General features: G+C 62.6%; 10 protein-coding genes. 8 read left to right on the top strand and 2 right to left on the bottom strand.

Annotated elements, in window-relative coordinates; translation table 11 throughout:
- The 8 genes from urtD to ureC all read left to right on the top strand — a co-directional run bounded on the left by urtD (position 1) and on the right by ureC (position 5,990).
- Entirely contained in the window at positions 1-852 is an 852-nt protein-coding gene (gene urtD, locus CQ041_RS19360) for an urea ABC transporter ATP-binding protein UrtD (protein WP_105522222.1), read from the top strand.
- Between the two features lie 60 nt (positions 853-912).
- Positions 913-1,611, top strand: coding sequence for an urea ABC transporter ATP-binding subunit UrtE (urtE, locus tag CQ041_RS19355; RefSeq protein ID WP_105521949.1), 699 nt, complete (start codon positions 913-915; stop codon positions 1,609-1,611).
- 31 nt (positions 1,612-1,642) lie between these two features.
- On the top strand, positions 1,643-2,482 hold the full coding sequence (locus CQ041_RS19350; RefSeq protein WP_105521950.1) for an urease accessory protein UreD: 840 nt from the start codon (positions 1,643-1,645) through the stop codon (positions 2,480-2,482).
- A 3-nt stretch (positions 2,483-2,485) separates the two neighbouring features.
- The gene (locus CQ041_RS19345; RefSeq protein ID WP_105521951.1) at positions 2,486-2,788 is read left to right on the top strand and encodes an urease subunit gamma; all 303 of its coding nucleotides are present in this window, start codon (positions 2,486-2,488) and stop codon (positions 2,786-2,788) included.
- A 9-nt stretch (positions 2,789-2,797) separates the two neighbouring features.
- A complete protein-coding gene (locus tag CQ041_RS19340; protein ID WP_105522223.1) occupies positions 2,798-3,310 on the top strand; it encodes a GNAT family N-acetyltransferase in 513 nt (170 codons plus the stop codon).
- Positions 3,311-3,315: 5 nt separating this feature from the next.
- Positions 3,316-3,849 carry a GNAT family N-acetyltransferase gene (locus CQ041_RS19335; protein ID WP_105521952.1) on the top strand — a complete coding sequence of 178 codons (534 nt, stop codon included), beginning with the start codon at positions 3,316-3,318 and terminating at the stop codon, positions 3,847-3,849.
- Positions 3,846-4,151, top strand: a complete 306-nt coding sequence (locus CQ041_RS19330) for an urease subunit beta (protein WP_105521953.1) — start codon at positions 3,846-3,848, stop codon at positions 4,149-4,151. Before CQ041_RS19335 ends, CQ041_RS19330 begins: the two co-directional genes overlap by 4 nt.
- Positions 4,152-4,289: 138 nt before the next feature.
- Positions 4,290-5,990 (top strand): urease subunit alpha, encoded by a 1,701-nt coding sequence (gene ureC / locus CQ041_RS19325; protein WP_105521954.1) that lies wholly within the window; start codon positions 4,290-4,292, stop codon positions 5,988-5,990.
- Positions 5,991-6,081: 91 nt separating this feature from the next.
- On the opposite strand, the gene CQ041_RS19320 is transcribed toward ureC, so the two are convergent.
- The gene (locus CQ041_RS19320) at positions 6,082-14,196 is read right to left on the bottom strand and encodes an NEL-type E3 ubiquitin ligase domain-containing protein (protein WP_105521955.1); all 8,115 of its coding nucleotides are present in this window, start codon (positions 14,194-14,196) and stop codon (positions 6,082-6,084) included.
- An 86-nt stretch (positions 14,197-14,282) separates the two neighbouring features.
- The gene (locus tag CQ041_RS19315) at positions 14,283-15,221 is read right to left on the bottom strand and encodes a DnaJ C-terminal domain-containing protein (RefSeq protein WP_105521956.1); all 939 of its coding nucleotides are present in this window, start codon (positions 15,219-15,221) and stop codon (positions 14,283-14,285) included.
- Between the last annotated feature and the right edge of the window lie 10 nt (positions 15,222-15,231).

Raw genomic sequence — 15,231 nt, 5'->3', positions numbered from 1 at the left:
ATGCGGGCCACCGGCGCCACCGCCGAGTTCATGCTCGAACCGATACTGGACGGCGGCAGCGGCCGCGATGCCATCGGTATCGGCCAAGCCGCCGGCCCGGGCCTGAATACCCGCCACGGCACCATCCTGAGCCTGGAAGACATCAGCGTCAGCTTCGACGGTTTCAAGGCCCTCAACGACTTGAACCTGTACATCGGCGTCGGCGAGCTGCGCTGCATCATCGGCCCCAACGGCGCGGGCAAGACCACGCTGATGGACGTGATCACCGGCAAGACCCGCCCCAGCCACGGCACGGCCTGGTTTGGCGAGAACCTCGACCTCACGCGCATGAGCGAAGTCGAGATCGCCCAGGCCGGCATCGGGCGCAAGTTCCAGAAGCCCACGGTATTCGAAGCCTTGAGCGTGTTCGAAAACCTCGAGCTGGCGCAGAAGGCCGACAAGTCCGTGTGGGCCAGCCTGCGTGCACGCCTGAGTGGCGAGCAGAAAGACCGTATCGACGAAGTGCTCGACACCATCCGCCTGACCGCCTCGGTGCAGCGCCCGGCTGGGTTGTTGTCCCACGGGCAGAAGCAGTTTCTGGAAATCGGCATGCTGCTGATGCAAGACCCGCAACTGTTGCTGCTGGATGAACCGGTGGCAGGCATGACCGACGCCGAGACCGAATTCACCGCCGAACTGTTCAAGCGCCTGGCGGGCAAGCACTCGCTGATGGTGGTGGAGCACGACATGGGGTTTGTCGGCTCGATTGCCGACCACGTGACGGTGTTACACCAGGGCAGTGTGTTGGCCGAGGGGTCGCTGGAGCAGGTTCAGGAAAACGAGCGGGTGATCGAAGTCTATCTCGGTCGCTGACGTGCTTTATGTGGGAGGGGGCAAGCCCCACCCCACCGGGGATTTGAGGAGGTTTTGAGAATGTTGCAAGTCGAAAAATTGCACCAGTACTACGGCGGTAGCCACATCCTGCGCGGGCTGTCGTTTGACGTGAAGATCGGTGAGGTCACCTGCCTGCTCGGCCGCAACGGCGTGGGCAAGACCACCCTGCTCAAATGCCTGATGGGCCTGCTGCCGTCCAAGGAAGGTGCGGTGAACTGGGAAGGCAAGGCCATCACCGGCTTCAAGCCGCACCAGCGTGTGCATGCCGGGATCGCCTATGTGCCCCAGGGCCGGGAGATTTTCGGGCGGCTCACGGTGGAAGAAAACCTGCTGATGGGCCTGGCACGTTTCCCCGGCGCCGAAGCCAAGGAAGTGCCAGCGTTCATCTACGAGCTGTTCCCGGTGTTGCTGCAGATGAAACATCGCCGCGGTGGCGACCTGTCCGGCGGGCAGCAGCAACAGCTCGCTATCGGCCGCGCGCTGGCCAGCCGCCCGCGCCTGCTGATCCTCGATGAACCCACCGAAGGCATACAGCCCTCGGTGATCAAGGAAATCGGCGCGGTGATCAAGCAGCTCGCCGAGCGCGGCGACATGGCGATTTTGCTGGTGGAGCAGTTCTACGACTTCGCCGCCGAACTGGCCGACCAGTACCTGGTGATGTCTCGCGGCGAAATCGTGCAGCAGGGCCGTGGCGAAAATATGGAAAGCGAAGGTGTACGCGGCCTGGTAACCATCTAATCTGTAGCCTCCTAACGATAAGCACTCTGTCATGAACCTGCCCGTTACTCCTGCCCTGTTCACCCCCAGCTGGCACGCCGAGCTGGAACTCGGCTACGCGCGTTTCGGCGACACAACGCGGCCGGTGATGCGTCGCCACCTCGGCCCGCTGCGCGTGCAAAAACACCTGTACGCCGAAGGCCCCGAGGTGTGCCAGCACATCATCGTCCACCCACCCGGCGGCATTGCCGGCGGGGATCGCCTAGACATCAGCGCCCACGTGGCCGAAGGTGCCTGGGCGCAATTGACCAGCCCCGGCGCGGCCAAGTGGTACCGCGCCAAGGGCCCTGCGTTTCAGCAGTTGGATCTGACCGTGGAGGCCGGCGCCACGCTGGAATGGCTGCCCCAGGAAACCATCGTGTTCAGCGCCGCACAGGCCGAACTCACCACACACATCGAGCTGCAAGGCGATGCGCGACTGTTCTACTGGGACGTGGTCGCCCTGGGCCGCCCGGCCAGTGGCGAACGTTTCGACCTCGGCCACTTCCAATCGCACCTGGATATCCGCCGCGACGGGCAGTTGCTCTGGCATGAACGCCAGCGCATCGTGGGCGACGACGGTTTGCTCGATTCTCCTATTGGCCTCGACGGGCAACCGGTATTTGCCACGTTGCTGCTGACCGCCGATCTCGACCCTGAATTACTCGACACCTGCCGCGCCCTGCCCCACGCCGTGCGCGGCGACCTGACCCAACTGCCTGGCCTGCTGGTCGCACGCTGCCTGGCCAGCGAGGCGTTGCATGCCCGCGCCTGGCTGATCGATTTATGGCGCCTGTTACGCCCTGCAGTGCTGGGCCGTGAAGCCGTATCCCCCCGAATCTGGAGTACCTGAACCATGGACCTGACCCCACGGGAAAAAGACAAACTGCTGATCTTCACCGCCGGCCTTGTCGCCGAGCGCCGCCTCGCACGCGGGGTGAAGCTCAACTACCCGGAAACCATCGCCTACATCTCCGCCGCCCTGATGGAAGGCGCCCGCGATGGCCGCACCGTGGCCGACCTGATGCACTTGGGCACCACACTGCTCAGCCGCGAACAGGTGATGGAAGGCATCCCGGAGATGATCCCGGATATCCAGGTGGAAGCCACCTTCCCCGACGGCACCAAGCTGGTCACCGTCCACCAGCCGATTGCGTGAGGCTCGATGATGATTCGTGACGCAACCCAACACGACTTGCCGGCGATCCGCGAGATCTACAACGACGCGGTGCTCAACACCACGGCGATCTGGAACGAACAACCGGTGGACCTGGGCAATCGCCAGGCCTGGTTCAGTGCGCGCCATGCCCAGGGTTATCCGATCCTGGTGTCGGTGGAGAACGATGAAGTCACCGGCTACGCCTCCTACGGCGACTGGCGCCCGTTCGAGGGCTTTCGCTACAGCGTCGAGCACTCGGTGTACATCCGCAACGACCAGCGTGGCAAAGGCCTGGGCCCACGGCTGATGGCCGCCCTGATCGAGCGCGCACGCGACGGCGGCAAACACGTGATGGTGGCGGCCATCGAAAGCGGCAACCAGGCTTCGATCCGCCTGCATGAGCGCCTGGGCTTCGTCACCACCGGGCAGATGCCCCAAGTGGGCATCAAGTTTGGTCGCTGGCTGGACCTGACCTTCATGCAACTGAGCCTGAACCCGGGCGCCGAACCGCCCAAGGAGTGAGAGCGATGAGCGCTGCGCAACTGCGTCGAGTCAATGCTGAAAGTTTTGCCCACTACCGCCTGGGTTTGATCGAGCTGTTGCTGGACGCGGTCAAGCATGGCGCTTCAGTCGGTTTCATGGCCGACTTCGACGAAGCCCAGGCACGCGCTTATCTAAGCGGCGTGCAGGCCAGCATCGAAGACGCCAGCCTGTTGCTGTGGGTGGTGGTGCGTGATGAACAGGTGATCGCCAGCGTGCAACTGGCGCTGTGCCTGAAAGCCAACGGCCTGAACCGCGCCGAGGTGCAAAAGCTGCTGGTGCACAGCACCGCCCGCCGCCATGGCCTCGGCCAACAGCTGATGAACACCCTGGAACTCGCCGCACGCCAGCACAAGCGCGGCCTGCTGTACCTGGACACTGAAGCCGGCTCACCGGCCGAAGCCTTCTACCAGTCGCTGCGCTACACCAAGATCGGTGAATTGCCCGACTACTGCCAAAGCCCGGACGGGCGCTACAGCCCGACCGCCATCTACTTCAAGACCCTGGGGCAACCTGCATGATTCCTGGTGAATATCAGATCCAGCCTGGCGAGATCGAACTCAACGTCGGCCGTCGCACCGTCACCCTCAACGTGGCCAACAGCGGCGACCGGCCGATCCAGGTGGGTTCGCATTACCATTTTTTCGAGACCAATGACGCGCTGACGTTTGACCGGGCCGCGAGCCGTGGCATGCGCTTGAATATTCCGGCGGGGACGGCGGTGCGGTTTGAGCCGGGGCAGAGTCGGGAAATCGAGTTGGTGGATTTGAGCGGGGGCAGGCGAGTATTTGGCTTTGCCGGGCGGGTTATGGGTGACCTTTAGGGCCTCATCGGGGGCAAGCCCCCTCCCACTTTTGACCGTATTCACACATTTGAATGTGTGAATACGGCCCAGTGTGGGAGGGGGCTTGCCCCCGATAGCGGACTCACATTCAACACACTTTTTTCAGGGTACACACAGATGAAAATCACCCGCCAAGCCTACGCCGACATGTACGGCCCCACCGTCGGTGACAAGGTCCGCCTGGCCGACACCGAACTGTTTGTCGAAGTCGAACAGGACTTCACCGTCTATGGCGAAGAAGTCAAATTCGGCGGCGGCAAAGTGATCCGCGACGGCCAGGGCCAGAGCCAGTTGCTCGCCCACGAAGTGGTCGACACCCTGATCACCAACGCACTGATCATCGACCACTGGGGCATCGTCAAGGCGGATGTGGGCCTCAAAAACGGACGCATCCACGCGATCGGCAAGGCCGGCAACCCCGACATCCAGCCCGGCGTGACCATGGCCATCGGCGCCAGCACCGAAGTGATCGCCGGCGAAGGCATGATCCTCACGGCCGGCGGCATCGACAGCCACGTGCATTTCATCTGCCCGCAGCAGATCGAAGAGGCGCTGACCAGCGGCGTCACCACCATGATCGGCGGCGGCACCGGCCCGGCGACGGGCACCAACGCGACCACCTGCACCTCGGGCCCCTGGCACTTGGCGCGCATGCTCCAGGCCAGCGACTCGTTCCCGATGAACATCGGCTTCACCGGCAAGGGCAACGCCAGCCTGCCGGAGCCGTTGATCGAACAGGTCAAGGCCGGTGCGATCGGCTTGAAGCTGCATGAAGATTGGGGCACCACGCCCGCCAGCATCGACAACTGCCTGAGCGTGGCCGATGAATATGACGTACAGGTAGCGATCCACAGCGACACCCTCAACGAATCCGGCTTCGTCGAAACGACGCTGGCCGCGCTCAAGGGCCGTACCATCCACACCTACCACACCGAAGGCGCGGGCGGCGGTCACGCACCGGACATCATCAAGGCCTGCGGCTTCCCCAATGTGTTGCCCAGCTCGACCAACCCGACGCGCCCCTTCACCCGTAACACCATCGACGAACACCTCGACATGCTGATGGTCTGCCACCACCTGGACCCAAGCATTGCCGAAGACGTGGCCTTCGCCGAAAGCCGCATCCGCCGCGAAACCATTGCCGCTGAAGACATCCTGCACGACCTCGGCGCGTTCTCGATGATCAGTTCCGACAGCCAGGCCATGGGCCGCGTCGGCGAGGTCATCACACGCACCTGGCAGACCGCCGACAAGATGAAGAAACAGCGCGGCCCATTGCCCGGCGACGGCCCCGGCAACGACAACTTCCGCGCCAAGCGCTACATCGCCAAGTACACGATCAACCCGGCGATCACCCACGGTGTGAGTCATATTGTCGGCTCGATTGAAGTGGGCAAGTGGGCCGACCTGGTGCTGTGGCGCCCGGCGTTTTTCGGCATCAAACCGACGCTGATCCTCAAGGGCGGCGCGATTGCCTCAAGCCTGATGGGCGATGCCAACGCGTCGATTCCGACACCACAGCCGGTGCACTACCGCCCGATGTTCGCCAGCTTCGGCGCCTCGCTGCACGCCACCAGCCTGACCTTTATCAGCCAGGCCGCCCAGGATGCCGGCTTGCCCGAAGCGTTGGGTTTGAAGAAGCAGATCGCAGTGGTGAAAGGTTGCCGCGACGTACAGAAAACCGACCTGATCCACAACGATTACCTGCCGGATATCGACGTGGACCCGCAGACCTACCAGGTCAAGGCCGACGGCGTGCTGCTGTGGTGCGAGCCGGCCGAGGTGTTGCCGATGGCCCAGCGTTACTTTCTGTTCTGAACCACCCCGGCGTGAGCCTCGCATGTGAGGCTCACGCTCCCCGGGGGCTCAGTCCAGCAGGTGTTCAATCGCCGCCGGCGCTTCCAGGTTTTCAGTCAGGCTGGAACTCCGTCGCGATCATGGCCTCGGTGTACCCGTAGTCCAGGCGCAGCTCGGCCCCTGCCGGGATCTCCTCGGTGGCCCAGACCGTGTTGAGCAGAAAGGCCTTCTTGACGGTTTTTACCGCAGGCGCCACGCCCAGCAACATGTCCGTCTCAACGTGAAACGGGATCGTCTCGACGTTGTAACCCTCGGCAGCCTGGCGCACCGGATTGCCGTTGGCGTCATAGTCGAAGCAGGTATTTATCCTGGAGAGGATATTGTCTCCCGAGAGACTGACCGGCTCGGTGACGTACCACCCCGCCTCATACACCGCGCGGCTGCCCACGGTCATGGTGAACGCATTGCCGCCCGAGCCATAGAGCCCGCGAGGCAGAACAGTACCGCCGTACACGCCAACCACTTCACCTTTGGCGATACGGCGGTTGGCAACCACGGTGATTTGCCCTACCAGGGATTTCTCGCCCGGAACCTTCACATCCTCGGTGGTAAAGGTGCGCACCTGGAGTTTCTCTTCGTATAGATACCCCACCTCTTCGTACCCGCCGAACTTGATGTAAGGCTTGACCTGCTGTGAGGAGTAGCGAGCCCCGGACTCCACGACCACGGCCTCGCGTTCCAGTTTTCTGATGCGAATCGGCCGTCCTTGAAAATCGCGCAGCGGGTACTTGCCATTGCTCGCGCGGGTGTACGAACCGATGACGTTGTGCCCCGTCGTGAAGTGATCCTCCCGTCGCATCGCGCTCAGCTCCTGCGCCGTATAGGGCTGGATCGGCAGCGACTCGGACGCCAGTTCATATTCACTGTCGGACTGGCCGGAGACCATCCCGCCAGGCCGGCCAGTACGACGCCACACGCCCTCTGCATCCGCCCGGGCGATGATGCCGCTGCTGACCAGTATTTGCGGGTCATCCGCTGCCGGCACCCAGAGCAGGTAATTCTGCGCATCGCCGGCATCGGGCATGCTCGCCACAAAGTAGGGACGGCCATTGAGTTCAATCGCGGTCGCCCGAGCGCGCAGCAACTCGCGGCGAGAACCACTGGCGCGCTCGTGCAACACTTCAAGGTCCGGGCCTTGAGCAGCCGGGGCGAAGGCGGCCTCTTCGTCTCGGGACAATTGCAGCAGGCTCAGGTTGCGCTCGGTTTCCTGCTCGATCTGCAACGTGAGCATCGCTTGCGCATAGGCGGGGTCGGCATAATCACTGTGTGCATCTTCAATCTGGTTTCGTTGCGCCTCGACCCGCTGCTTGAGTGCGGCAAAGGGCTGCGGGTATTTGTCTTGCAGGTAGCGCACCCAATACGGCCGACTGATCAACTCGGTGTAAAACGTCTCGGTGGTCTCAACCTGCTCCACCTCACGCAGCACGCTGTCGCGCAGGTCGTCCTCGATCGGGCGGGCATAGCGCATGTAGCTGGGCTGGCCAGGCAGTTGCAGGCCATCGCGCCAACCACTGGCCGTGCCGATGCGGTAGCTCAGGCGCACTTCGGCCTTGTCGTGGCCGCGCGCCCTGTCCAGGTCAGCCAGTTTCTCCACCTGCCCCAACCGAAATAATTGCCGGGACAGGTTCAACAGGGCTCGTCCTCGCTGCGCCAGACCCGCAGGAATATCCCGCAAGGCCTCATGCTCGAAGGTTTTGACCTCCAGGTCGCTGAAGGCCAGGGTGCGCCCGTCCGCACAGGTGTCATGGGTTTTCGACATCTGGAACAGCACTTCACGCAGTTCAGTGTCGCGCTCGGCCGACTCGAGCAGGCTCCAGACCCGGCGCGTCAGGTCGGCACGCACTTGCCTGAACTCCTCGGTGTCCTGCATGCGCAGCAACAGGTGGAAAAACGCCTCGCTGTCCGGCTCGGCCGCCAACCGATGCCAGCGGGTGCCATAGGCCGTTCGGTCGGCTTCGGGCAGAGGCTGCAGCCAGGGTTCGAGTTGGCCCGCCATTGCCTCAACGGGTACCACGGCAATCTCTTCATCGGAATCTGGCGGATGCCGATCGGTATCGGAATCGTCCGTTCCCGGTTCACTGTCGGTGTCGGCCCTGAGTTCGTAAGGCCTCATACCCAGCACGCTCTGATCCATCGGCTGGCGACTGGCGTATTCGCGCAGCTGCTGCCGGCTGTGTGCTGAAAGCTCGGTGTTATCACTCAGGTTGGTTCCCGCCAACAGGGCTTCATGACTGCCGTCAAACAGGCCCTCGGGGAGGTCGCTGATCTCGTTGCCGCTCAGATCCAGGCTGCGCAATTGAGGCGCTTGCAGTGTGCCCTCCGGCCAGCTCCCCAACAGATTGTGGCCCAGGCACAGGTGTTCCAGGCGGCTGAGTTGATCGAGGTTGAAGGTCCGCAAGTTGTTGTAGCCCAGGTCCAGCACGCGCAAGTGTTCCATGTGCCGCAGCACCGGATACACCGGCGCAAGGTCCGTCAGGTCGATACTCGCCAGGTCCAGTTGATCAAGATGCGCCATGTCGGCCAGCGCCTCAGGCAGCTCGGAGAGCGCCTGCCCATTGAGCGTCAGCCTGCGCACGTGGGTAAACGCGCGCAGGAACTCATTGGAACCCTGGGCAGTGATCCGTACCCCCGTAAGGTCCAGGCGTCCGACGTGGGAAAAGTCGCCGCTGAGGGACGGCAAGTCGCCGGTTTGCAGGCCATTGAGGTCCAGGGTGTAAGGGGCCAGACCAGGCGCTTCGAGCACGCCCTGTCGCCAGCAGTCAATGATCCGTGCGGCGGCCTGGCCACGGCTCTGCGAATTGATCTGCCAGCCTCTGCCGGAGGTTTGCTTAACGAACAACCAGCCATTGAGTTCACGCGTCAAGGCATCCAGGGTCAGGTTCGAAGCGATCAAACGGGCCTCGACCTGCGCGCTGGACAAACCTTGCAAGGTCAAGCCACTGAGTTCGCGCTGCACCTGTTCGGCCGACAACTCCGGACGCAGGCGTTGCACAGATTGCGCACGCCATTCCGGGCCCGACCCAGCCGGTAAAGGTGCAGCCAGCGGCAACAGGTTGGCCGAAATGGATGCGCTGCTTTCCTCGGCCGGGAAATACTCGGACACCTCTTGCGCGAGGTATCGCTTCAGGGTCCCCTCGGGCAACCCCAGGGTGCGTTCCTGGCGTGTGAGTGCCTGGGTCAGGGTGACTTGAGTGGCATCATCAAGACGGTCAATGTCAAAGCGGCTGTTGAGCAACAGCTCATCCTGGGTCAGTACGTTCGCAGGCAGCGTCGTGAGACCGGTACCGCGCACATCCAGCCACTTCAATTGCGACAACTGCTCGATACCCGTGGGCCACTGCGTCAGGGCCACGCGCCTGAGATCCAACCTCTGGAGTTGGCTGAAACCCCGCAAATCCAGGGTTTCGATGGCGGAGCCCGCGCACTCCAGTACCTCTAGCTTCGGTGCATCGCCTGCGCTTATCGGCAAGGTTTTCAGCGGAGAGTGGCTCAGGTCGAGTCTGCGTAATTCGCTGAACCCGGAAACGAATTCACGCAACCGCAAGAGCGGTAGACTATGCGGGGTCAACATGATCGTTCGCACATTCTCCCAGCGCAGAGCGGGCAACGTCGGAAGATCCTCCAGCGCCGATCCATCCAACAGCAGTGACGAATCCTGCATCAACCCCGTGTACCTTTGTTTTAGCCTCTCGTACCAACAGGTATAGATATCCTCGGCCAACTTCACGTGACCCGCGTGAATATGCATCTTCATTTGTGCGTCATGGACGTTGATCAAGTCATCCGCGCTCAGTTGTGTTTTGTCAGTCCAGGCGCGCAGGCTGGCAGTCAGTTCAGCGTGCTCGGTGCTCAGTGCCTCGATGGCTACAAACCGGGACTGCTCGCTCGCCCACTTGCTCAGGAAGCTCACATAGACAAGGTCAGAGTCACCCAGACTGGGCTGATGCCTTTGCCTGACCTCTGATTTGAATCGCTTCAGCGCTCCCCGGCAGTACTCGCTGACCATCTCCTCTAGGTCAACCCAATGCCCAGCCTGGCGGCCGAGGTATTCATAGGCGGTCTTGAAGGTCTCCCGGTCAATCACTGACCAATCCAGCGAGAGGCCACGCCAAAGTTGCTCATGCCCTGCAGTGAACAGCGCGGCGGGCAGGCTGCGGATCGAGGTGTTCTTGAGGTTCAGGCGGTGCAAGTGGGGCAATTCCAGTACCCCGGCCGGCAGGCTCTGGTTGAACAGGCCAGCGATTTTCAGGCTGCGCAACTGCGTCAGGCGAGAGGCATCGAAGACACGATTCGGTGGCAGCACCCGGTCCAGGGAAAGGGTCTGCAGTCGCGTCATACCCTCCAGTTTTTCGATCTCTGCAGTCGCAAACGCCTCACCGGGCATGTCCACGGTCAGGTACAGCTCAGTCAGCTCACTCAAGGTTTGCAGCGCATCGGGTAGGCGCCTGATACGCGGCGTGGACACCGATATCTGCAGCTGTTCCACCTTGGGAAACGTCGTCAACAGCAGGTCCATATTGGTGTCCGCCAGCCCACGGCCACCCAAGCGCAATTGCCGGACGTGAGAGAAATCTGCCTCCAGGGGCGGCAAGGCGTCGTCGATATAGAGTTCCAGCCGGGCGAACTGCGGCAGGTCTGCCATGGGTGCCATCTGCCAACTGCGTTTGACGGCGAGCGCGACGTGCCGCCGGCCAAAGATTTCTGCGGCTATGCCTCTGCGGGGGGGCGGTCCGGCCGCCACCCATTGATCGAGTGTGGCTTCGAGGGTTTGCCACTCGTGCATACGCCTATTGAGCAGGTTGACGATGTCGCGATCGGAGCTGTGCGCTGTCATGTGCCTGAAGATAAACCCACTCACCTGATCGTCGGTCAGTTGCGTATACACCGCTTTGACCCTGGCCTCCAGGTCGAGGCCCTCGACCGACTCGTGCCCGCTGGCCAGGTAGCCGATCTGCGTGTCGCTGATGCGCCGCGGCGGTTTGTTGTCACCGCGCAAGCGATTGCGCTCGGCGATGGTCTGCGCCGCGCGGACAGGATGGGCGATGGCCTCATCGACGATCAGGCGTTGCAACTGCGCGTGCTGGCTCACCTGGGGAACGCCGAGGGCGCGGCGGGTTTCGTCAGGTAAAGCGTGCATCAGCGCCGTGTAGAAATTCTTGCCACCGGGCGCCACGCTGTGAAGCGATTCGCCCTGCTCATCGAACGCCTGATAGCCAGGCCCTTGCTTGACCAGGACTTTGCGGTTCGCCGCGTCCTGTGGGCCAATGGCATCCAGTTGCGCTCCGGTGAACGTGCCGTCGCGCACTTCCACACGCAGCACGGACGACCAGCCCGGTAACTCGGCCAGGCTATACAGGGCCAACCGCCGGCTGTCGGCCGAGACCATGTTTTCCAGGTACAACCCGGCGAAGGCGTGGCCCAGCCTGCCTTCCTGCGCATACCAGCGGGCCTGCTCCAATAATCGCAGGGGCATTTGCCGGGTCTCTTGCAACCGCGCGAGCTCTGCGCCCTCGGCGTCGGCCAGCACCGTCTGTGCGGCCACTTCGCTAAGGCCAGGGCACTCGCGCTGCAGCCTGGCGACCCAAGGGGATTGGGCATTGGTGCCGGTGTAGAGGCTGTCGAAAATGGCCGGTTGGCGCGTGCGGGCGAAGTGCGCAAGTTGCTTGCCGAACTCCTGGGGACGAGTGGCGTGGACGCGGGCCGCCTCGCCTCCGAGCAACCGGGTGATTTCCGCTTCGTCCAATTGTTCGAGAATACGTTGCGCGAGTTCGCCGCCCAATACATCGGCGCGGCTGATGCGCACGGCCGCCCTGCGCTGGCCCGCGGCGATGCGCATCTCTGACCCGTACTTGATCGACGGCCCGCTCGATGGAGTGCCTTCAAACACCTCCAGTATTCGGCCCACCGGCCAGCGCGGCATTCGCGTCACCAACGGCAGGCTGTACAGATAACGGCCATTGATCGGTCGTGCGCCGTCCAACTGCTCCAGCACCTGGTCAACGCCTTGGTCCGCCTCGAACAGCCGCATGGCATCGGCCAATGCCGGCGTAGGCAAGGCGTTATCCAGGTGCATCTTGCGCAGGGTGTTGTCGTCCACACCACTGACGTCGGCGATGCGCAGCAATTGCTCATCGGTGAACGCCTGCGTGACGGGTCCCATGCGCCGCAGCAGTGTCAGGCGGTCCCAGCCCAAGGGTCGCTCCAGGGTATGCCGCCAGGCGCCTGCGTGGTTATGGGTGAGCAGTGGCTGATAGGCGTCGACGTCAGTGGGATGGCAAATGCGCCAGCGTTTCAGGCTTGGGTCCCAGGTGGTCTCGTACACCTTGCTGTCGAGACGAATAAAGGTCTTGCCGTCGAGTGGGTATTGACCGAGCGGGTTGGCACTGCCGGTCAGCGACAGGTTGTGCTCGTACCCGCTCAAGTCGGGTTTCCACAACCGGGTCTCGTTGTTGGGCAGGGTCACCGCGTCAAGGTTTTCGATGACGGGTTCCGCCTTGACCCCGGCCAACTTCGCCAGCCCCTTGCCGGCGCCGGCGGTGACGGCCAGCAGCGCGAGGTTCTCGGCCACATCCAGCAAGTGCGCCTTGGCGGCTCGCCGGTCGCCTTCGCTCCATTCAAGGGCGCCTTCGAAGGTTTCGTACAACAGCTGTCCGGCCATGACCACCATCATCAGTTCGCCCAGCACGGGCACGAACATCGTCACAGCGGTGAACAGCAGCATGCCGATATTGAGCAGCCGCGCGAACTTCTCCGAGCGGGCCTTGGCGTCGGCTTCCGCCGTAGGCACCGCGTGGGCGCGCGCGTCGGCGATGATCTTGTTGCGGTGCTGTTCGAACAGGTAGGTCCACAGGTCGACGTTTTCCGCCCACAGTCCATGCCCTTCGCGGGTCAGTTCCCGGGGAGCCAGGTAAGGGTCCGGGTTGGCCTTGCGCGTCGCCTGCGGCAGGGGTGGCAGGTGGCGAATGCCCGTGAAGACGGCAAACGGGTTGAAGCCCTTGGCCAGTTCATTGAACAGCGGCGCATAGGCTGCCGCCTTGTGTTTGAACGAGGGGTCCGGCGCATCCTCCGTCAACTGGCTGAAGTAGTCCGGCAGGTCGGCATAGGCGACGAAACGGCTGAAAAAGCGGTGGTAAGGGGTGGGGTTGCCGTCATCCGCGGCCGTGGCATCGCGCGTGGTAAACCGCTGCTTGAACAGGCTGGCCATGGTCGTACCGGTGTAGCGTTTGAGCGGCGACTGGGGGTCATGGGGAATGTAGAGAATCCACTCATCGGTGTAGCGGTATTTTTCGCTGATCATAAAGAGCACGCAGCCGGTCATGCGGTGCTTCATCAGGCTCAGGTCGCGAAACCACACGGGCTTGCCGTCCAGCCTTGGAAACTGCTCACCCGCGACCACCGACAGGATCATGCGGTAATCCGCGGCCTCGATATCCTTTTTCAGCAGTGCCATCTCCGCGGCTGTGCGCAACGCAGTTTTCTGCGCGGTGATGAATTTTTCGCGCAGCACCTGCTCGGCGACAGCGTCCTTGGGTTGCAGGTAGCTTTTCAGGTACGCCTGGTATTGCGCGCCGATGTCCAGGGTGCGACACAGCTGGGTGAATTGCGCAACGGTCAGCGAGGTGCTGACGGGGTTGAAAGCGTCGCTTACAGGGTCCTGTTCAATGAAACCCGAAGACTCATGAAAAGCCCCGGCCTTGCACTCCGAGGCTTCGAAGTTGTGCAGCGCGGCTTGCAGCAGCGGCAGTTTCAATACGTCGTAGCTGGCGATATCAATGCCAAAAACACCCACTTCCACCGGTTGCCTGAGTTGCAGGACGGTCTTGTTGACGTCCAGGCTGACGTTGAAGTGATCTTTCAACGCCTTGATCAATCGCGGCTCGGCGAAGTGATCGACGTCTTGCAGGGAAGCCATGGCCTTGTCCAGGCGAGACTGTGCGGTAAAACTGGCCACGGCCTGGGTGTGCAAGGCCTGACGCTGTGCGAGGCTCGCTTGCCGATACCAGCCGGGCGCCGGCAGAGCATCGGCCCGGAACGCATCGCGGCGCTCCGGGGTGGCGTTGATCAGCCAGTCGGGAATCGCTTGCTCGATGAACTCGCCATGCAAACTGCGAGACACCGGCCGGCGGGGCCGCGCCTTGGCAGGCGTGGCTGGGGAAATATCGGGCATGACATTGCTCCTTTGATAGGGAGCGTCAGCACACCATGCCCGACGGAGCGAGCCGCGCTAGATAGTTAGCGCGGGCGCTCGAGGCCTCAGAAATGCTCTCGAGGATTGAACGCGGCCTTTTTCGCCAGTTCCTGCCACAGGGCGATGGTTTCGTCGTCGGCCTGCTTGGGCATTACTGCCTTGAGCTGGATATACAGGAAACCGCGCTCCCCGGCCTTGTTCAGCAAGCCGTGACCCTTGGCGCGCATGCGCTGGCCGTTCTGGCTGCCGGCGGGCACCTTGAGGTTGATCTTGCCGGTCAGGGTCGGCACCGCCACTTCTGCGCCCAGCGCCAATTCCCACGGTGCCAGCGGCAGATTGATGATCAGGTTCTCGCCATCCACTTCAAATTTTGGATGCGGCGCAAACTTGATGATCAGGTACAGGTCGCCATTGGCCCCACCGCCAATGCCCGGCGCGCCCTGCGCTTTGAGGCGGATGCGCTCACCGTCGGCCACGCCGGCGGGGATCTTCACGTTCAGGCTCTTGGTGGTGTTGCTTACATGCCGGCCCGAGGCGTCGTATTGCGGCACCTGGAAGCTGATCTGCTTGGACTCGGTGGACAGCGTCTCTTCCAGCGAAACCGTCAGCTGCATCTCCACGTCCTGGCCTTTGCGCCCAGCCGGCCGGCGCTGACCGCCGCCGAAACCGTCGCCACGCGAGCCGAAGATCGAGCTGAAGAAGTCCGAGAAATCTTCACCGCCACCGCCACCGCCAAAGCCGCCACGGCTCTGCCAGCCCGGTGGCCCCTGGAACGGTTGGCCATGCTGGCCGTATTTGCGCAGCTCGTCGTATTCGGCACGTTTGTCGGCACTCTTGAGCGCCTCGTAGGCTTCGGACGCGTCCTTGAACTTGGCTTCAGCGTCTTTTTCCTTGCTCACGTCCGGGTGATATTTACGCGCGAGCTTGCGATAAGCCGACTTGATTTCCTTGTCGTCGGCCGTCGGCTCTACGCCCAATATCTTGTAGTAGTCTTTGAAATCCATCGGCGGTTCA

Source organism: Pseudomonas sp. MYb60 (genome assembly GCF_002979555.1).
In the GTDB taxonomy this organism is placed as follows: domain Bacteria; phylum Pseudomonadota; class Gammaproteobacteria; order Pseudomonadales; family Pseudomonadaceae; genus Aquipseudomonas.
Note: the sequence above shows the minus strand (reverse complement) of the source record. Positions and strands in the feature narration are given on the sequence as shown.

Excerpts from the sequence above, each read along its gene's own strand:
- CQ041_RS19315 (WP_105521956.1), bottom strand. The coding sequence starts at position 15,221 with ATGGATTTCAAAGACTACTACAAGATATTGGGCGTAGAGCCGACGGCC.
- CQ041_RS19335 (WP_105521952.1), top strand. The coding sequence starts at position 3,316 with ATGAGCGCTGCGCAACTGCGTCGAGTCAATGCTGAAAGTTTTGCCCAC.
- CQ041_RS19340 (WP_105522223.1), top strand. The coding sequence starts at position 2,798 with ATGATTCGTGACGCAACCCAACACGACTTGCCGGCGATCCGCGAGATC.
- ureC (WP_105521954.1), top strand. The coding sequence starts at position 4,290 with ATGAAAATCACCCGCCAAGCCTACGCCGACATGTACGGCCCCACCGTC.
- CQ041_RS19330 (WP_105521953.1), top strand. The coding sequence starts at position 3,846 with ATGATTCCTGGTGAATATCAGATCCAGCCTGGCGAGATCGAACTCAAC.
- CQ041_RS19345 (WP_105521951.1), top strand. The coding sequence starts at position 2,486 with ATGGACCTGACCCCACGGGAAAAAGACAAACTGCTGATCTTCACCGCC.
- urtE (WP_105521949.1), top strand. The coding sequence starts at position 913 with ATGTTGCAAGTCGAAAAATTGCACCAGTACTACGGCGGTAGCCACATC.
- urtD (WP_105522222.1), top strand. The coding sequence starts at position 1 with ATGCGGGCCACCGGCGCCACCGCCGAGTTCATGCTCGAACCGATACTG.
- CQ041_RS19350 (WP_105521950.1), top strand. The coding sequence starts at position 1,643 with ATGAACCTGCCCGTTACTCCTGCCCTGTTCACCCCCAGCTGGCACGCC.
- CQ041_RS19320 (WP_105521955.1), bottom strand. The coding sequence starts at position 14,196 with ATGCCCGATATTTCCCCAGCCACGCCTGCCAAGGCGCGGCCCCGCCGG.